This window comes from Pseudomonas sp. MRSN 12121, from assembly GCF_000931465.1.
In the GTDB taxonomy this organism is placed as follows: Bacteria; Pseudomonadota; Gammaproteobacteria; order Pseudomonadales; family Pseudomonadaceae; genus Aquipseudomonas.
On sequence record NZ_CP010892.1, the window covers coordinates 2,210,701 to 2,228,603 of the forward strand.

The 17,903-nt window shown below is 60.2% G+C and carries 21 protein-coding genes; 6 read left to right on the top strand and 15 right to left on the bottom strand.

Annotated features, from left to right (window positions below; all coding sequences use genetic code 11):
* Nucleotides 1–5: 5 nt before the first annotated feature.
* Nucleotides 6–1,367 (bottom strand): heavy metal sensor histidine kinase, encoded by a 1,362-nt coding sequence (locus TO66_RS10060; RefSeq protein ID WP_044462195.1) that lies wholly within the window; start codon nt 1,365–1,367, stop codon nt 6–8.
* On the bottom strand, nt 1,367–2,047 hold the full coding sequence (locus TO66_RS10065) for a heavy metal response regulator transcription factor (protein ID WP_044462196.1): 681 nt from the start codon (nt 2,045–2,047) through the stop codon (nt 1,367–1,369). Before TO66_RS10065 ends, TO66_RS10060 begins: the two co-directional genes overlap by 1 nt.
* Before the next feature lie 155 nt (nt 2,048–2,202).
* On the opposite strand from TO66_RS10065, the gene TO66_RS10070 reads away from it, so the two are divergent.
* On the top strand, nt 2,203–2,757 hold the full coding sequence (locus TO66_RS10070) for a plastocyanin/azurin family copper-binding protein (RefSeq protein WP_044462197.1): 555 nt from the start codon (nt 2,203–2,205) through the stop codon (nt 2,755–2,757).
* 68 nt (nt 2,758–2,825) lie between these two features.
* Nucleotides 2,826–3,656: an NADPH-dependent 7-cyano-7-deazaguanine reductase QueF gene (queF, locus tag TO66_RS10075; protein ID WP_044462198.1), complete on the top strand. Its 831-nt coding sequence runs from the start codon at nt 2,826–2,828 to the stop codon at nt 3,654–3,656.
* 45 nt (nt 3,657–3,701) lie between these two features.
* Here the strand turns inward: queF and TO66_RS10080 are convergent, their stop codons facing one another.
* Together TO66_RS10080 and TO66_RS10085 are read right to left on the bottom strand one after the other, a co-directional pair.
* Complete coding sequence (locus TO66_RS10080; RefSeq protein ID WP_044462199.1) at nt 3,702–3,965, bottom strand: DUF4404 family protein; 264 nt, start codon at nt 3,963–3,965, stop codon at nt 3,702–3,704.
* Nucleotides 3,966–4,078: 113 nt separating this feature from the next.
* Nucleotides 4,079–4,699 carry a phosphatase gene (locus TO66_RS10085; RefSeq protein ID WP_044462200.1) on the bottom strand — a complete coding sequence of 207 codons (621 nt, stop codon included), beginning with the start codon at nt 4,697–4,699 and terminating at the stop codon, nt 4,079–4,081.
* 180 nt (nt 4,700–4,879) lie between these two features.
* Between TO66_RS10085 and TO66_RS10090 the strand changes: the two genes are divergently transcribed.
* Nucleotides 4,880–5,560, top strand: a complete 681-nt coding sequence (locus TO66_RS10090) for a VacJ family lipoprotein (protein WP_044462201.1) — start codon at nt 4,880–4,882, stop codon at nt 5,558–5,560.
* Between the two features lie 60 nt (nt 5,561–5,620).
* Here TO66_RS10090 and TO66_RS10095 read toward each other — a convergent pair whose 3' ends face one another.
* Nucleotides 5,621–5,920 carry a PilZ domain-containing protein gene (locus tag TO66_RS10095; RefSeq protein ID WP_044462202.1) on the bottom strand — a complete coding sequence of 100 codons (300 nt, stop codon included), beginning with the start codon at nt 5,918–5,920 and terminating at the stop codon, nt 5,621–5,623.
* A gap of 275 nt (nt 5,921–6,195) precedes the next feature.
* Between TO66_RS10095 and rssB the strand changes: the two genes are divergently transcribed.
* Both rssB and rssC read left to right on the top strand, forming a co-directional pair.
* Nucleotides 6,196–7,377: a two-component system response regulator RssB gene (gene rssB, locus TO66_RS10100; RefSeq protein WP_044462203.1), complete on the top strand. Its 1,182-nt coding sequence runs from the start codon at nt 6,196–6,198 to the stop codon at nt 7,375–7,377.
* Complete coding sequence (gene rssC, locus TO66_RS10105) at nt 7,377–7,859, top strand: anti-sigma factor antagonist RssC (protein WP_025804200.1); 483 nt, start codon at nt 7,377–7,379, stop codon at nt 7,857–7,859. Before rssB ends, rssC begins: the two co-directional genes overlap by 1 nt.
* Before the next feature lie 75 nt (nt 7,860–7,934).
* Here rssC and tal read toward each other — a convergent pair whose 3' ends face one another.
* Nucleotides 7,935–8,861 (bottom strand): transaldolase, encoded by a 927-nt coding sequence (gene tal / locus TO66_RS10110; protein WP_044462204.1) that lies wholly within the window; start codon nt 8,859–8,861, stop codon nt 7,935–7,937.
* A gap of 177 nt (nt 8,862–9,038) precedes the next feature.
* Entirely contained in the window at nt 9,039–10,049 is a 1,011-nt protein-coding gene (gene dusA / locus TO66_RS10115; protein ID WP_044462205.1) for a tRNA dihydrouridine(20/20a) synthase DusA, read from the bottom strand.
* A 103-nt stretch (nt 10,050–10,152) separates the two neighbouring features.
* On the opposite strand from dusA, the gene TO66_RS10120 reads away from it, so the two are divergent.
* Nucleotides 10,153–11,304 (top strand): site-specific integrase, encoded by a 1,152-nt coding sequence (locus TO66_RS10120; RefSeq protein WP_044462206.1) that lies wholly within the window; start codon nt 10,153–10,155, stop codon nt 11,302–11,304.
* Here TO66_RS10120 and TO66_RS10125 read toward each other — a convergent pair.
* From TO66_RS10125 to TO66_RS10170, 8 genes are all read right to left on the bottom strand, one after another.
* Complete coding sequence (locus TO66_RS10125) at nt 11,279–11,554, bottom strand: pyocin activator PrtN family protein (RefSeq protein ID WP_044462207.1); 276 nt, start codon at nt 11,552–11,554, stop codon at nt 11,279–11,281. The two genes, TO66_RS10120 and TO66_RS10125, sit on opposite strands and share 26 nt — an antisense overlap.
* Nucleotides 11,555–11,563: 9 nt before the next feature.
* Nucleotides 11,564–12,430: a phosphoadenosine phosphosulfate reductase family protein gene (locus tag TO66_RS10130; RefSeq protein WP_044462208.1), complete on the bottom strand. Its 867-nt coding sequence runs from the start codon at nt 12,428–12,430 to the stop codon at nt 11,564–11,566.
* A 262-nt stretch (nt 12,431–12,692) separates the two neighbouring features.
* Entirely contained in the window at nt 12,693–13,238 is a 546-nt protein-coding gene (locus TO66_RS10140; RefSeq protein WP_044462210.1) for a DUF2786 domain-containing protein, read from the bottom strand.
* A gap of 272 nt (nt 13,239–13,510) precedes the next feature.
* On the bottom strand, nt 13,511–14,113 hold the full coding sequence (locus tag TO66_RS10150; protein WP_044462212.1) for a hypothetical protein: 603 nt from the start codon (nt 14,111–14,113) through the stop codon (nt 13,511–13,513).
* Between the two features lie 2 nt (nt 14,114–14,115).
* Nucleotides 14,116–14,379 carry a hypothetical protein gene (locus TO66_RS10155; protein WP_044462213.1) on the bottom strand — a complete coding sequence of 88 codons (264 nt, stop codon included), beginning with the start codon at nt 14,377–14,379 and terminating at the stop codon, nt 14,116–14,118.
* Nucleotides 14,380–14,437: 58 nt separating this feature from the next.
* Complete coding sequence (locus TO66_RS10160; RefSeq protein ID WP_044462214.1) at nt 14,438–14,749, bottom strand: hypothetical protein; 312 nt, start codon at nt 14,747–14,749, stop codon at nt 14,438–14,440.
* 62 nt (nt 14,750–14,811) lie between these two features.
* A complete protein-coding gene (locus TO66_RS10165; RefSeq protein ID WP_177330394.1) occupies nt 14,812–17,610 on the bottom strand; it encodes a toprim domain-containing protein in 2,799 nt (932 codons plus the stop codon).
* Nucleotides 17,611–17,621: 11 nt separating this feature from the next.
* Nucleotides 17,622–17,867, bottom strand: coding sequence for a hypothetical protein (locus TO66_RS10170; RefSeq protein ID WP_044462216.1), 246 nt, complete (start codon nt 17,865–17,867; stop codon nt 17,622–17,624).
* Nucleotides 17,868–17,903: the final 36 nt, after the last annotated feature.

Here is a 17,903-nt window from a genome sequence, read left to right on the forward strand (position 1 = left end):
CTTCCTTAGTCCTGTCTCGGCAACTCGATCACGAAACTCGTCCGCCCTTGCGCCGATTCGCAATGAATCCGCCCGCCATGGGCGCGGATGATCGATTGAGTGATGGCCAGGCCCAGCCCCGCATGTTCACTGCTGCCTTCACGGCGCGCCGGATCGGCACGGTAGAAGCGATCGAACAGGCGTGGCAGGCGTTCGGGCGGAATGCCTTCGCCGGTGTTTTCCACCCGCAGGCATGAGCCCTTGGTGGTTTCGTCGATGCGAACCCGCACTTCACCGCCGGCCGGGGTAAAGCGCAGGGCATTGTCCAGCAGGTTGGAGAGCGCACGCCGCAGCATGTTGCGGTCACCCTGGACTCGCGCTTTGCCTTCGCGGCCCAGAGCAATGCCAGCGTCTTCGGCCAGCAGCGTATAGAACTCCAGCAGTGCGTCGGTTTCGTCGCCCAGTTCCAGGATTTCACGTTGCGGCGTCAGCAGGCCGTGGTCGGCCTTGGCCAGGTAGAGCATGTCGTTGACCAGCTGGGCCATCCACTGCAGCTCTTCGAGGTTGCTGTGCAAGGCCTCGCGATAGTCTTCCAGTCCGCGCGGACGGGTAAGCGTGACCTGAGTGTGGGTCAACAGGTTCGATAGCGGTGTGCGCAGTTCATGGGCGATATCGGCCGAGAAGGCGGACAGGCGCTGGAAGGAGTCATCCAGGCGTCCGAGCATGGCGTTGAAGGCATGGGCCAGTTCGGCCAGTTCGCCGGGCATCTGCTGTTCGGGCAGGCGTTGGGTCAATGAGCTGGCCGAGACGTTGGCCGCCACTTCGCTCATGCGGCGTAGCGGCCGCAGCCCGCTGCGTGCGGCCCAGGCGCCGAGCAGGGCGGTAGCCAGCGCCGAGAGGCCGACGGTCAACCAGATCAGGTGCTGCATGCGTTGCAGGAAATGCTGGTGGTGGGTGATGTCGAGCATCAGGGTCAATTGCGGCGAGCCGGCCTGGTCGGGCAGCAGCGCGGCGCTATAGACGCGGTAGGCGGTGCCGTCATGTTGCAGGCTATGCAGCCCGGGCGGCTGGGGCGGCGCATCGGGCAGCGCCCTGGCGCTGTCGAACCAGACCGCGCCATCGGCCCCTGTGATGCGCAGTGCCAGGTCCGGCTGGTGGCTGAGTTCGTCCTGCAACTGCGCCTGGTGTTCGGCGAAATGCTGTGGGGTGTCGGCACCTTGCAAGGCGCTGCGCATGGCGATCAGCTTGCCTTCGAGCAATTGCTGGTCGAGCTCGATGAAGTGAGCCTCGCTGGCCCGGCTGAACAGCACGCCGGCCAGTAGCGAAACCACCGCGGTACAGGCGGCGAACAGCAGGGCCAGGCGTCCGCTCAGGGTCAAGCGGCGCATCAGGCTTGCCGCTCTTCGAGCACGTAGCCCATGCCGCGCACGGTGTGGATCAGCTTGTTCGGGTAGTCGTCGTCGATCTTCAGGCGCAAGCGGCGGATCGCTACTTCGATGACATTGGTGTCGCTGTCGAAATTCATGTCCCAGACCTGCGAGGCGATCAGCGTCTTGGGCAGCACTTCACCCTGGCGCCGCAGCAGCATCTCCAGCAGCGAGAACTCCTTGGCGGTGAGGTCGATGCGCTGGCCGTTGCGTTCGACCCGGCGGCGAATCAGGTCCAGGCGCAGATCCGCCAGCTGCAGGGTGGTTTCCTGCGGCGTGCTGCTGCCGCGACGCAACAGGCTGCGGACCCGGGCCAACAGTTCGGAGAAGGCGAAGGGCTTGACCAGATAGTCGTCGGCGCCCAATTCCAGGCCGTGTACCCGGTCTTCCACGGCATCGCGCGCAGTCAGGAACAGCACCGGTATCTCCAGCCCGGCGTTGCGCACCGCTTGCAGGATCTGCCAGCCATCGCGGCCGGGCAGCATCACGTCGAGAATCAGCAGGGCGTAGTCGCCGGTCAGGGCCAGGTGCTGGCCGGTGGTGCCATCGGCCACCAGTTCGGCGTTGAAGCCGGCTTCACTCAGGCCCTGGCGCAGGTAGTGGCCGGTTTTCGGTTGGTCTTCGACGATCAGCAGTTTCATGGGCGACTCATGGCAAATGGAACGCGGGCTTTATACCGTGGGTGGCGGCTGCACGGCACAAGCTGACAAAGTTGTAATCTAGCAGTCAGCTAGCTGGCAGCGGTACGGCGGTAGAGTTTCACCCAAGCTGAATTTCATCCTGTTGGAGTGCCACTATGTTTTTGCCCAAGCGTGTTCTATCTCGTTCGCTGACGCTGGCGGCGTGCCTGCTGGTATTGAACTCACCGACCTGGGCATCGCCGGCGCAGACTTATGATTTCGGCCAGGCGGCCCCGGCGGCCAAGGCCACGCGCACGGTCGAAGTGGTCATGGGCGATATGTCCTTCGATCCCAAGAGCCTGGACATCAAGGCCGGCGAGACCGTGCGTTTCGTCCTGATCAACAAGGGCCAGTTGTTGCACGAGTTCAGCCTCGGTAACGCGGCCATGCATGCCGAGCACCAGCAGGAAATGCTGAAAATGCAGCAGAGCGGAATGCTCACGCCCACGGCCATGAAGGCGATGCCTGCTGGCGCGATGGATCATGCGGCCATGGGGCATGGCGCGATGCCCGGCATGCAGCACGACGACCCGAACAGCGTGCTGGTGGAGCCGGGCAAGACCGCGGAATTGACCTGGACCTTCAACCAGGCCGGCAGCCTGGAGTTCGCCTGCAATATCCCGGGGCACTACCAGGCGGGCATGGTCGGCAAGCTGACCGTCAGCCAGTAAGCGCCTGGGGCTCAAAGGCGGAGGCAAAGGCTGGTAGAATCGCCTGATTCTTCAGTCAGGTTTCCGCCATGCATCCCGCAGCCGAACATTCGCCGCTGGGCAAGTCCAGTGAATACGTCTCTACTTACACCCCGTCCTTGCTGTTCCCGATTCCGCGGGCGGCGAAATGGGCCGAGCTGGGCCTGAGCGCCGAGACCCTGCCTTACAAGGGAGTGGATTTCTGGAACTGCTTCGAGCTGTCCTGGCTGTTGCCTTCCGGCAAGCCGGTGGTGGCCATCGCCGAGTTCAGCATCCCGGCGGATTCGCCGAACATCATCGAGTCGAAATCGTTCAAGCTGTACCTCAACTCGCTGAACCAGACTGCTTTCGCGGACCGCCAGAGCCTGGAAGAAACCTTGCGCGGCGACCTTTCGGCCGCTGCTGGCAAGCCGGTGGGTGTGCGGATCCGCAGCCTGGGCGAGGTGGAGGCGGAAGGTGTGGTGGCGTTGCCGGGTACCTGCATCGATGAGCTGGATATCAGCGTCAGCAGTTATGAGCATCCACGTCCGGAGCTGCTGCAATGCGACCGGTCGCGGGTCGTGGAGGAGAGCGTGCACAGCCATCTGCTCAAGTCCAATTGCCCGGTCACCAGCCAGCCGGACTGGGGCAGCGTGGTGGTGGAGTACCGTGGCCCGGCGCTGGATCACGCCAGCCTGCTGGCCTACCTGGTGAGCTTCCGCCAGCACTCGGATTTCCACGAGCAGTGCGTGGAGCGGATTTTCCTCGACCTGCAGCGTTTACTGCAGCCGGAAAAACTGACGGTATATGCGCGTTATGTGCGTCGTGGCGGCCTGGACATCAACCCGTACCGCAGCACCGAAACCGCGGACTTCGACAATGTTCGGCTGGTACGCCAGTAATGAAAAGCCCCGCTCTGGTAGCGGGGCTTTTTTTGTCTGTAGGGGTCAGATCCCCATGTTGCCGAGGGTTTGCACGATGTTGCGCAACGTGCCGGCAATGGCGGGATGTTCAAGCTCGAAGCGTTCCACGGCGAGGTTGACTCCGTCGGCCAGGCTAGTGTCCTGGCTAGCGTTTTCCAGTTGCAGTTCGAGTTCGATCTGTTGCATCAAGTCCTGCAGATTGGCGCGTTCTGCTTCCGAAAGCGGCGGGTTCTGCTCCAATTGCTCGCGCAGGGTGTTGAGCTGTTCTTGCAGGTCGCGGGCAGGCATGGCGTTCTCCCTTCATTGATAGGCACAGCCATGGACCGCGCCGATTCGCTAAAGGTCCATGTCCGAACCTTAGCGTAATCCACTCACGGGCAATGTGCATGATCTTGATCAAGTCAGGGTTTTTCGCCCTTCAGACGACGCTGTCCGATGTCCGCCAGGCAGGTCGGCAACTCGCCCAGGTGGTCGATCACCGAATGCACGCCAAGGCTGAACAGGTGCAGGGTAGCCTTGCCGCGCTTGCGTTCCCGCTCCTGTTGTTCCAGGGCCTGCCATTCCGTGGAACTCATGCCGCAGAGCGAGCCGCAGGAAGCCAGGCCGATGGTCCAGAGACCCGCATTGAGGCCCGACTGCAGCAGGCGCGGTTCGCCACTGACTAGTACACAGCCATCCAGCCGGCTGACATTCAGGGCCATCAGCGCCTGCCAGCAGGCATCGGGGGCCGGCCAACGGGCACCGGTGTTGGAGGAGGAGGTGATCCAGGCCGGCAATGACCCGGCCAGGCGCTGGCTGAGGCTGTCGGGGAGTTCGTCGAGCCAGGCGCAGGGTACGCCCTGATGTTGCAGGCTGTGCAGGATGTCCAGGGCGCCATGGGTGGCATGGGCCTGTTCGAGTACCGGGTGATCGGCGCTGTGCAGGCGCATGCGGGCGCCGAAGTCCACGAGGCAGCCGCTGAGGCCAAAGAGCACAGCTGTCAAAGTGGGGGCGTTGAGGGGCAAGGCTTCGGCGTGAGGCATCGGGACGTCCCTGAAATACCTCGCAAGAGTATCGACGGCAGATGACCGTTGGATGACGCGCTTTGGGCAAGGCGCAAGGCATGCAGGCCGGTGCTGCCTAAATCGAGTTCATCCGCCTATACTAGGCAGCTAACCGCCAGGGCATAGCGCCCGCGACAGTACAATCCAAGGAGTTTTGCTATGCGCTGGAGCAATCGTCTCGCTCAGCTTATGTGTGTCAGCATGCTGGTGCCTGTTTTGGCCCAGGCCGCGGAAGACGATCCGTGGGAAAGCATCAACCGTCCGATCTTCACCTTCAACGACACCATCGACACCTATGCGTTGAAGCCCCTGGCGCAGGGTTACCAGGCAGTAACGCCACAGTTTCTCGAAGACGGCATCCACAACTTCTTCCGCAATATCGGCGATGTCGGCAACCTCGCCAACGATATCCTACAGGCCAAGCCTCACGCGGCGGCTGTCGACACCGCGCGGCTGCTGATGAACACCACCATCGGCCTGGCCGGCTTCTTCGATGTGAGTACCAAGATGGGCTTGCAGCGTAACGACGAAGACTTCGGCCAGACGCTCGGTTACTGGGGCGTTGGCAGCGGTCCTTACGTGATGCTGCCGTTCTTCGGTCCCAGCACCCTGCGCGATGCGCCGTCCAAGTATGTGGACAGCTTCACCGAACCCTATCGCTATGTGAACGACGTGCCGGTACGCAACAGTGCTTTCGCGCTGGATGTCATCGATACCCGTGCCAGCCTGCTGTCGAGCGAGAAGCTGATCAGCGGCGACAAGTACACCTTCATTCGCAATGCCTATCTGCAGAACCGCGAATTCAAGGTCAAGGATGGCCAGGTCGAAGACGATTTTTAAGCCCTGATCTGTGCATGAAAAAGGCGGCCCCCAGGGCCGCCTTTTTTGCGGCTGTCCGGTTCAGTTCATCTTCAAGATTGTAAGGCCAAGTTTCTGGCCGTTGCCTTCCAGTTCGGTGACCCAGACCACTTCGGTATCCGCTTCCAATCCCCTCAGGGCGGCATGCTCGGAATCGATGCGCACGCTGAGCCGGTCGCCGACCTTGAACGAGCGTCTGGCCTGAACCTGCATGCCACTGCTGGACAGGTCGATGCAGATGGCTGGAATCACCTGGCCCTGATGGATCAGGGTGACCTCGGCATCCACCCGCATACGGATGTAATCGCGCTTTTCGCTGTAGTCACGATCGTTGGCGTTCATCGGGTCCATCCTGCGTTTAGGTTGCGGATTTGCCTGTTCTTATAACTCCCGGTGATTTGAGGTGTAAAGACGCCCGGCGACCATCGGCATGAGCTTGAAACGCCCCGCGGATGGGAGTACCGTCTGCGCCTTAGAAGGGCACCTCTGATGGTCGAGCGTGCAGGGCCGTGGGCCCTGGCTCCGTTTCCAGAGTGGCTAGAAAGCGAATCCAGTAGTGTGCGCCAGGCCTGTGCCCAGCCACCTACGCCAACCTAATTCTGGCGCCGTTTGCCCACATGCCAAAAACCAGTGCCACGCTGCTGATAATCGATGACGACGAAGTAGTGCGCGCGAGCCTCGCGGCCTATTTGGAAGACAGTGGCTTCAGCGTCCTGCAGGCCGGCAACGGTCAGCAGGGACTTCAGGTATTCGAGCAGGAAAAGCCCGACTTGGTGATCTGCGATCTGCGCATGCCGCAGATGGGCGGTCTCGAGCTTATCCGTCAGGTCACCGACATCGAGCCGCAGACCCCGGTCATCGTGGTGTCGGGCGCCGGTGTGATGAACGATGCCGTCGAGGCACTGCGTCTGGGCGCTGCCGACTACCTGATCAAGCCGCTGGAAGACCTGGCGGTACTGGAACACTCGGTACGCCGCGCCCTGGACCGCGCACGCCTGCTGCTGGAAAACCAGCGCTACCGGGAGAAGCTGGAAGCGGCCAATCGTGAGCTCGAAGCCAGCCTGAGCCTGTTGCAGGAAGACCAGAACGCCGGGCGCCAGGTGCAGATGAACATGCTGCCGGTGAGCCCCTGGACGATCGATGCGTTCAAGTTTGCCCACCAGATCATTCCGTCGCTGTACCTGTCCGGCGATTTCGTCGATTACTTTCGTGTCGACGAGCGTCGCGTAGCCTTCTACCTGGCGGACGTGTCCGGACATGGCGCCTCATCGGCCTTCGTCACGGTGCTGCTCAAGTTCATGACCACGCGCCTGCTGTTCGAATCCAAGCGCAACGGCACGTTGCCGGAGTTCAAGCCGTCGGAAGTCCTGGGCCATATCAACCGTGGCCTGATCAGCTGTAAGCTGGGCAAACACGTGACAATGGTCGGTGGCGTCATCGACGAGGAGACAGGCTTGTTGACCTATAGCATTGGCGGACACCTGCCATTGCCTGTGTTGTACACGCCAGACAGCGTGCGTTATCTGGAAGGGCGTGGCCTGCCGGTCGGCTTGTTCAATGAAGCGACCTACGAGGACCACATTCTGGAACTGCCGCCGAGCTTCAGCCTGACGCTGATGTCTGATGGCATTCTGGACCTTTTGCCGGAACCCACACTCAAAGAGAAAGAAGCCGCCTTGCCCGAACGGGTGAGAACGGCAGGCGGCAGCCTGGATGGTCTGCGGCAGGTTTTTGGATTGGCCACGCTAGGGGAGATGCCGGATGATATCGCCCTGTTGGTGTTGAGCAGGAATCTTTAATGAGTACCGGTAGAATCCAGTTCGCCGAGCAGGACGGCACCTTTGTCCTGAAGTTTGTCGGTGAAGTGCGTCTGACTCTGTGTTCGGCACTGGATGCGACTATTGAGCGGATCTTCACGGCGCTGAATTTCTCGGCGATCGTGATCGACCTGACCGAGACCCGCAGCATCGACAGCACCACCCTGGGCCTGCTGGCCAAGCTGTCGATCCTGTCGCGGCAGAAGGTCGGCCTGCTGCCGACCGTGGTCACCACCCATGAAGACATCACGCGCCTGTTGCAGTCCATGGGTTTCGACCAGGTGTTCAACATCGTCGATCGCCCGATCCCCTGCCCGGAGTGCCTGACCGACCTGCCTTCCCAGGATCAGTCGGAAGAAGTGGTGCGGCTCAAGGTGCTGGAAGCGCACAAGATCCTCATGGGCTTGAACGACTCCAATCGCGAGGCTTTCCACGATCTGGTGAATGCCCTGGAGCGTCACTGATCCACTAAAGTTTCAGCGCACAAAAAAAGGGCGACCCCGCGAGGGGCCGCCCTTTTTGCGTTGGCGTGCGTTCGATCAGAGCTTGGCAGCCAGCAGCGCCTCGAGTTTTTCCTGGTCGCGGGCGAACTGGCGGATACCTTCGGCCAGCTTCTCGGTGGCCATGGCGTCTTCGTTGGAGGCCCAGCGGAACTGCGCTTCGTTCAGGCTCTGGCGAGCTTCGCCCGCGTGGCCCGGCGTCAGTTTGCGTTCCAGCTTGCCGGTATCGGCGGCCAGTTTCTCGATCAGGTCCGGGCTGATGGTCAGGCGATCGCAGCCTGCCAGTTGCTCGATCTGGTTCAGGTTGCGGAAGCTGGCGCCCATGACCACGGTCTTGTAGTCGTTGACCTTGTAGTAGTTGTAGATGCGGGTTACCGACTGCACGCCCGGATCGTCGGCGCCGGTGTAGTCGTTGCCATTGGCCTTCTTGTACCAGTCATAGATACGGCCCACGAACGGCGAGATCAGGAACACGCCGGCTTCGGCGCAGGCGATCGCCTGGGCGAAGGAGAACAGCAGGGTCAGGTTGGTCTGGATGCCTTCACGCTCCAGTTGCTCGGCCGCGCGGATGCCTTCCCAGGTGGAGGCGATCTTGATCAGTACGCGCTCACGGCCAATGCCTGCCTTGTCGTACAGCTCGATCAGGCGATGGGCGCGCTTGAGCATGGCGTCGGTATCGAACGACAGGCGGGCATCCACCTCAGTGGAAATACGCCCTGGAATCACTTTCAGGATTTCTTTGCCCACCGCGACGCCAAAGCGGTCGCTGGCCAGGCCGATGTCGCCCTTGACGTCGCTGACAGCGGCATTCAGCAGGTCGGCATAACCGGGAATGGCCGCCGCCTTGAGCAGCAGGGAAGGGTTGGTGGTGGCGTCTACCGGCTTGACCCGGGCGATGGCGTCGAAGTCGCCGGTGTCGGCAACCACGGTAGTGAATTGCTTGAGTTGTTCCAGCTTGGAAGTCATGAGAGTGCTCTGTCCTGTGGGTCTGTTGACATTACCCGAGCGCTGACAGCCGCTCAAGGGCGCGAATACGCTGAACCCGCCCCAAGGGCTGCAACCTGAAAACGGCTGTTTGAATGCTGGGGCGCTATCCGTCTATTACGATGCCAAAAGACCCTTCAGGTTCAACCCGGGCGACCGTCAGCGGCCTTCGAGCAACTGTCCTGCCTGATCCAGCAGCGCCAGCGGATCCTGGGCCTTGTGGATGTCCACCGAGAGCAGTTGGCGGAATTTGCGCGCCCCGGGAAAGCCGGTGCCCAGCCCCAGGATATGGCGCGTGATGTGGTGCATGGCGCCGCCCGCGGCCAGATGGCGAGCGATGTAAGGCCGCAGCTGCGCCAGCGCTTCGGCCCGGGAAATCACGGGTGCCGTGCTGCCGAACAGCTGCTGATCCACCTCGGCGAGCAGATAGGGGTTGTGATAGGCCTCGCGTCCCAGCATCACGCCATCGAAGGTCTGCAGGTGCTCATGGCAGGCCTCCAGGGTCTTGATGCCGCCGTTGAGGATGATTTCCAGCTCGGGGAAATCTGCCTTCAACCGTGCCGCCACGTCATAGCGCAGCGGAGGAATGTCGCGGTTCTCCTTCGGCGACAACCCTTCGAGAATCGCGATCCGTGCATGCACGGTAAAACTGGTACAGCCAGCCTCGCGTACCTGGCCGACGAAATCGCTCAGCTCTTCATAACTGTCGCGGCCATTGATGCCGATCCGATGCTTGACGGTCACCGGAATGCTCACCGCATCGCGCATCGCCTTCACGCAATCGGCCACCAGCCCCGGGTGCCCCATCAGGCACGCGCCGATCATATTGTTCTGCACCCGATCGCTCGGACAGCCGACGTTAAGGTTCACCTCATCGTAACCATGCTCCTGCGCCATCCGCGCACACGCCGCCAGGTCCGCCGGCGTACTGCCGCCCAGCTGCAACGCCAAGGGATGCTCGGACTCGTCATGCCGCAGAAAGCGCTCATGATCGCCATTGAGCAACGCCCCGGTGGTGACCATTTCGGTGTAGAGCAGGGCGTGCCTGGACAGCAGGCGCAGGAAGAAGCGGCAGTGCCTGTCGGTCCAATCCATCATGGGGGCAACACTAAAGCGCCGAGACAGCGTGGGCCTTGCGTTTACGGGGCTAAAGGTCTGTTTATCTAGCATTTTACTCAACGTGTTCTTGGCGTGTTTTCGGGCGTTTTCCGGCGTTTTTAAAGGCTCGGTGGTACGATGTACCACTTCAAAACTGACGCGTACCACTTTCAATATGGCGACTATCAGGGCAAGAAAACTGGCGGATGGGACTGTGAGCTACACGGCACAGATCCGCATCAAGCGCGACGGAGTGCAAGTCTACCAAGAGAGCCAGACCTTCGCCCGAAAACAGGCTGCTCAGGCTTGGGCACGCAAGCGCGGGTCGGAGCTGGATGAACCGGGTGCAATCGAGCGCGCAAACCGCAAGGGCGTCACGCTGAAAGATATGACCGATCGCTACCTGGTCGAAGTTGAGAAAGCCAAGCCGCTCGGCAAGACCAAGCGCGCCACACTTAATGCAATTGGCGAGACTTACCTGGGCAAGTTGACCGATACGGATATCAACACCCAGTGCCTGGTCGATTATGCACTTTGGCGAATGAGCGGGGAGGGCGGTGGCGTTCAGCCACAAACCGCTGGCAATGACCTGGCGCACCTCGGTGCAGTGCTGGCGATAGCCAAAGATGCATGGGGCTACCAAGTCGACCCGCTCGCCATGGGCGGTGCGCGGCGTGTATTACGCAAGCTGGGCTACAACCTGAAAAGCCGTGAGCGTGACCGCCGACCGACATTGGATGAGCTGGGACGGGTGCTGACGCACTACCAGGCCATGCAGGTGAGGCGCCCGACCGTCATAAATATGCTGAAGGTCGTGGGCTTCGCCCTGTTCTCCACGCGCCGGCTCGATGAAATAACCCGAATTCGCTGGGCAGACGTCGACGAGGCCGGCCACCGGGTGCTGGTGCGCGACATGAAAAACCCCGGGCAGAAGATCGGCAACGATGTTTGGTGCTACCTGCCGGACGAGGCGTGGCACATTCTCCAGTCGATGCCGAAGGCCGGCGAAGACATCTTCCCCTACAGCCCTGAGTCGATCTCCACGTCCTGGACGAAAGCCTGCAAGTTTTTGACCATCGCGGACCTGCACTTCCACGACCTCCGGCATGAAGGTGTCAGCCGCCTGTTCGAAATGGACTGGGATATTCCGCGTGTGGCGAGCGTTTCCGGCCACAGGGATTGGAATTCAATGAGGCGTTACACCCACCTTCGCGGTCGGGGCGACCGCTACGTGGGCTGGGAGTGGCACGAAAAGATTCTGAGGGCGCCCGTCCAACTGGGCGCCGCATCGCAGAAGTGGCTCAAACGGCGTGTTTTATCCCGTTGAGCTGGTTGTGCTCTTTAACCGCGGCTGCGCGCTGTAGGTCCAGGTACGCGGCCAGGTCGGTGAGGTGGATGCCCTTCGCCGACTTCTGGCTCGGCTCCAGGCGAGTGATGGGCAACTTGATCTGGCCGGTCATCACCTTGCGCTGGAACATGTCCGGCGTCAGATGCGTGAAGTAGTCCCGGCAAACCAGTTCCAACGAGATGACCGCCTGCCCGTCGTATTGGGCCATAAGAATGAAGGCTGTATTCATGGTCTGTCCTCAATCGCCGCAGAAGCAGGCAATAGCCTCGTCGTAATCGGCAAACATGTCGAATTGGGTATCGGAGTAGTCGAGCATCTGCTGGTAGCTGGGCCTGTCACTGCGGAAGCGGTCGCCGTCGCCGGTGAACTTGCCGCCGGACACCACCGAGCTTTCCATGCGCGCCCACCACTCGGCCTTGGGCCGGTCGCTGGCGATGATCGAATAGACCTGCTTGGCACCCTTCAGGAAACAAAGGTCGCAGTTGCCTTCCAGCGTCCTACCGTTCATCGTCGGTAGCATCAGGTCGAATGTTTGACTGGCCCAGAAGTCAGTCACGTCCTGCACGCCGACACCAGCGTCAGCCAGCGGCATCACCATGGTTGCCCACTTGCTTTCGCTGGTGCTTTTGCGGTGCCGGATCTTCACGACACGCCGCGGCTCATCCGCACGGATGCCTGTCATCATGTCCAACGGTGCTTCCTCGGTCGAAAGGCCCAGGCTGCGCAGGTACTTGTGAATGATGCGGATTTTCAGGTCGATGGTGCAGAACCGGGTGACCGGGTTGGGCAGGTATTTGCGTTTGCGGATCAAGGCTTCGAACGGCTCGCCTAAGCGGCTTGCGGAGACGTAATCCACCACCACAAAACCTGCCTCATCGTCCCGAAACTCCAGCCAGACAATCGGCACTGCCCAGCGCTCGGCACATTCCCGGACGAACTCCAGGGTGGCCGGGTGTTCTTTCCCTGTATTGGCAAAGGTAACGATCAGATCGCTCAGGTCCTCGTTGTTGTCCAGCACCAGGCGCAGCATGTAGGCACTGGTACGACCGCCGGAAAAGCTCACCACTGTCGGCCCGGATAATTTGTAGGGAGAAATTGAGTGCATAGCGGTTCTCCTTTTCACATCCGATACGATTGATGAGTGAACACTGACCTAGCCTTATGCTCTGCGGGTTCCGCATCATCGCCTTGGATCTCGCAAACGAACCGATGCCGCTTTCGGTTGGGCGCAGTCAGGGCCTTGGTCAGGCGAGGAATGACTAAGGCGCATTGCTCGTAGGCGTGAGGCCCGCTCCAGCTATCAGTTCTCACTACCTGGCAGTCCGCCCGGGACGCATCCGCGCACAGGTAAAGCAGGAGAAATACGGTCATACCGCCTCCTGCAGCTCGAGGCGGGGATTAACCGGCGTTGGGCTGATGACGGACGCCATACCCATGACTCGCATATCGCGATCATTCAGAGCCGGAAGCTGGTGCTCGGCCGGAGTCGATGGGAACAAATGGTTGGCTTGTACGAACGCCGAGAAGGCATCGTCGAAGTGAGCGGCGAGTACTTTGCGCAACGTGTCGTAGTGAAGCTCAAATTCAATAGCTTCTGACGGCGAGACTTCCACGCCAATTTTCTTGACCCTTCCCTTGCTGATATAGAGGCCGGGGGAGTCGGAGTTGCAGACCTTTGACATGATTTGCGCGGCCAGCTTTCGGTCGTACTTGGTTGAAATGGGAAACCAACGAATCTCGCGGCGGTCGTCGACCAGGTCGTCAATGCTCATTCCGTGACGCGCTAGGAGCTTTTCAAGCATTCGTTGGGCGTTGTCCTTTTCGCCACCTTCGCCTCGCTGTGCGAGGGCAAGCAACTTGCGTAGCTTGGCCTCAACTTTCGCATTGTCGCCGTGGGTTTTTGGTGCTTGCATGGTGCTTCTCCTTTCAGGCAGTGGGGAGTTGCAGCTCCCAGTGTCCCGCCTGTGTTGGGTATCAGTGCGCGTATCGACGCGGTTTGTTTTGTTTGGCAGCCTCACGCTCGGCCATGAAAGCCGCCCACTCCGCCGTTTTGGTCTGCTGGCGGATACGGCTACAGAGCTGGTGTTTGCGTGTGGAGCGGGCATTGCCGCAGATATCGCAACGACTGGGCAGGTCAAGCCGATGGCTTGCCATGGTTGGGCGCTCGCGTTCAGGGCTGGCGTGCTCAGGCATTTGCCACCTCAATCGCCTTCAATTTTGCAAGGCGCGCGGTCTCGTATTCGCTGGCCAGGATCTCTACTGCACCGTCGATCCACCCGCTTGTTGGTTGGCCCGCCGCGACCAGGGCGTCGTGCTCGGCTTTGTTGATTTGAAAGCCCAGGTGGAAATAAGCGACGTCGTTGAGTTCAAACTTGATACCGCCACACAACCAGAGGTTACCGGTATTAATGCCAAGCCGATCCCAGTAGTCGCTTCCGCTCAGGCGTCCGGGGCAATGCTCATTCCACTGAGCGATAAGGCGCTCGTGTTCCGCTCGAATCGCCGCTCGAACCTCTTTTGAAATGCCTTTGCCAGGCTTCGCAGCCGCACGCAGTGAGCGATAGCCGTGGTCATCAGGACGACACCAGTGCACATCCAGATCCGTACCGCCGCTGAGTTTCACGCCGCCGGCGTAGTTGGAGTCAACGTCGCGCATTGGAGCGACCTTGCCGCCGAACATCGAACCGAGAACAGTCAATTGGGCGAGGAAAATCGCTTTCTTAGCATAGAAGTCGCGGACAATTGCAACGGTCGCGGACTCGTTGGACTTATAGAAGAAGTCGGACATGATCACCGACCTCCCAAAAGCATGCGGGTCAGCTCGTTGGGTTGGCCCTCCGGGGTGAGCTTCGTAAGCGGCAGGGTGATCCGGTGGCCGTTCCCAGCCCGGACTACAGCGAGCAGGCCGTTGATCTCGACTATTACTCCCTTGCGGGCACTGAGGCTGTAGCCGTTGCCCTGGGCTTTGATTGTTGTGTAGCTGACCTTGCCGCCGACAGCCAGCGATGTTGTGGTAGCCTCTGCGATGCCGCCTTGGGGTTGATTCACTTGCATGGTGCTTCTCCTTTGGGTGGTCGGTGTCGAGGGGTTGCAGCCCCTCGACACCACCTTCTTACTGGCTTTCGCCGGTTGGGTTTTGCTTCCGCACCAGGTGCAGCAGCAGGTTTTCATACTCGGTAAAATCATCCGTTTGCGACTGCCATTCCAGCACTGCCTGGATCTGCTCCCGGCTGCACTCCAGTACCAGTAACTCTCTTTCAGTCTCCGCACGGACCTCCAGAATGGCGATCAGGCCGGCTGGGTCGTAGGCTTCGGCATGAACGATTTTCGCGGGCCCGGTGAACCAGGCCTTCAGCTCTTTTATGTGCCGCAGGCGATTGTTTTCGCCATCTGGGCCGTCACCGGTGATGACTTGTACGTGCATGGTGCTTCTCCTTTGGGAGGTGTCAGACGTTGCAGCGCCTGGCGGGTATTGCCGTTGATGAATCAGGCCTGGAAGTGCCAGCACTTCACGATGGGTTGCTTCGTGACGACGGCGTTGGTCTTACTCGCCTGGTGTGCCCGAACCGCGCTGTCGGTCGCCTTGTTGACGTCGAGCAGCTTCCGCGAGCGGGAGTCCTTCAGGCGCTCGCGTAGCTCGCTGACGTCAGCGATTTTTTGCCGGTTTTCTGCGGCGCATTTCACGAAGTCGTTGAGGTTGATGGCGATGATGTGGTCTTTCTTGCTGTGGTTGACCACCGGGCCTTCGGCGTCCAGGCCTTCCAGGTATTCGTAAACCTCCCAGAATTCAGCAACCACCGGATGGTCGGAGCTGATCGAGGCCTGGCGCTCAATTGCCATGCGGATGATCTGCGAGCGGGTATGCTCGACCTGTGCGTCGGTGAGCGGTACCACCATGCACAGGCAGTCCAGCAGGGCGAGCATTTGGGCGTGGTTCTTGTTGATCCGCTCCACGCGGATGTAGCCGCGCAGCTTGTTGCCGCAATGGCTACATTCGCTGTGCTCGTCTTTGAATGGGGTGTCGCAGGCAAAGCAGTGGGAGTGCAAATTGCGCAACTTCGCTTCGTAGCCCGCTATCCGCTGGCCGAACAGCTCCATCACCTCCAGCTCTTTACGTACTGCCCGCAACACAAAGTTGCTGAGTCTCGAACCTTCGAGCGCATTGAGCCGATCTGCCGCCGCGCGGCTTTCAGCGGTGACGTTCGGTCGTACAAAGTGCAGTTTGACGATCCGGGTCATGATCGCCTCGGAAGCCACTACGGGGGCGTTTTGGCTGATAGCGATGGTGCCGCGAAACGGTGGTTCGTAGGTTTCGTTACCGGCGGTTTTCACACCCTTGGTCGCCAGGGTGCCGCCGCCGTAGTAATCCTTGAGTTCGTCCCATTCGAAGGTTTTGGCGTGGGCCTTATCGTCGCCGCTGCGGTCTGATTCCAGCAGCACAATGGGCATGCCGGATACTTGGCCCATCAAGCGGCTGCGGCCGGCCTTGGTGGATTTGGACGGGTCGAAACCTTCGTATCCGTCGCGGCCCGCGAGTTTCCACAGCAGCGTGAGCAACGTGGTCTTGCCGGCGCCGGCCTCGCCAGTGGCCTCAAGGAAAGGAAACGACTGATACCGGCCGCGGATCTGTTCGGCGAACAGCGAGCCAAACCAGAAGGTCAACGCCACGATGCCCTGGGCTCCAAAGCACTGCCACAGAAGCCCTAGCCACTGGTCATCGTATTTTTTGCCGTCCTTTTCCAAATCGATCTTCACACCCTTTTGCAGAGTTTTGAGCTTCAACTTGCCCATCTCAAAAAACTCTTCCTCGTTGATGTGGATCACCTGGCCTTCGCGGATGGCGACGTCGTTGAACACGTAGCAGTGGTATTCCTTGCTGTAGCCCACGTAGTCGATGGTCTGAACGGTCTTGATGCCAAAAAGCTGGTCTTTCATGAGCTTGTCCAATTGCTGACCACTGCCGGTGAACACGGCTCCGGCACCCATACCGAGAAGTCTTTTCTTGAATTCGCTGGCAGCGGCGACCTGACCACCCGTAAAGGTGTTTTTCACTGAGCCGCCGTCGTGCGGGAAGTCGACGCGGAAGAAGTACCAGGACTCGTCGGTAATCTCGTTGCGCTGGAAATAGAGGGCTTTGGGGTAGCAGTTGGCGATCTCGACGACGCAGCCGGCGACGTTCAGTGCCTTTTCCCGCAGCTGCTTTTCATTGAGTGTTTGGGCTTCGTGGCCATCGCTCTTTTCGAGGGCCTGCTTGGCGTTGTTGTATTTCGCCAGGTCCAACTTCCACCAGTACAGGCGGGAGTCGAAACAGAAGTGGAATTCCTCCCGTTCACGCCACTGGTACATGAGCAATGCCTTGTCGCTGGCACTTTCTGCGATCAGCAGGGCGCCCTGGTGGCGGGCTTCTTTCAAGTCATTTTCGATGCGATCAGCGCGGGCTTTTTCGTCGTCGATAAACGCCCAGCGTTGATGCAAATCGTTCCAGTCAACCTTGCGGGCGTCAGGCTGTGACAGCTGAGCAGCCTCGCAGGTAAAACCGAGTTCGCGGGCACGGTTGACCCACATACGGGTGTACTTGTGAGCGCCTGGCTCATTATCCAGAGCCCAAACCAGCTTCGGGGTTTTACCGCCGCGAGCGGTGATCAGGGCCTTGAGCGATTCCTCTGGAAAGGCGTTTGAGGACAGCGCCGCAACCGCAGAGATACCGTTTTGAATGAGCGCTATGGCGTCGAAGATGCCTTCAACGATCCACAGCTCATTTACTTCCAGCAGATCCACGCACGGTGGGCACCACCAGTGCCCCCTGTAGCTCTTGAGGGGTTGGAAGCGGGCCTTCTTCTTACCGAACCGTGACGGTTGGTCAATCAAGCGCTCCCAGTACCCGCCGTGTTCCAGGGGGAAGCGCACGGTGGCAGAACCAATATTCAGGTCGCGATCAAAGTAGCTTTCCTGGGTGTACCAGCCCTCGATCAGCTCAACGCGGAAACCTCGGGCAAACGTCAGGTAGGCCTTTGCGCTGGCAGCAGGCTCGTCTCGGGTGGCCGGTGCACGCTTGCTCCAATCGTCGAACAGGTCCGGGTAAAGCTCTTTGGTGGGAGCCATGTACCGGCAATTTTTCTCGCGGCCACAGCGGATGAACCAGGGTTCATCGTGGCGCGAAAACAACCGTTTCTGATTGCACTGCGGGCAGGTGCCCTTACGCATGTAATGCGTGCCTTTCATGTGCTGAAGGCCGTAATCAGATTCCAGGCGCTGAAGAACATCAGCGCGGATCTTGTCTTCCATGGGCTTGCGAATCACTGCACATGCTCCGCGACCTTGACGACGAGCTGTTTTTTCAGCTCGCTGCGCGTCTTGCAGATGCCTGCCAGGTAGGGCAAGTCCTCAAGCACCTTCGGCGCCCGCTGACCACTTGGCACATTCCGGTAGCGGTCGGAGTACCAAATATCAGCCATGGTGACTTCGTACTGACTGGTCAACCACAACAGGTAGTGCTGCGCCTGTTGTTCCTCCAGCTCCAGTTTTATGGTGATTTTGCTCATTTCGGCCACCAGTAAGTTGCAAATTTCCCCTACCCA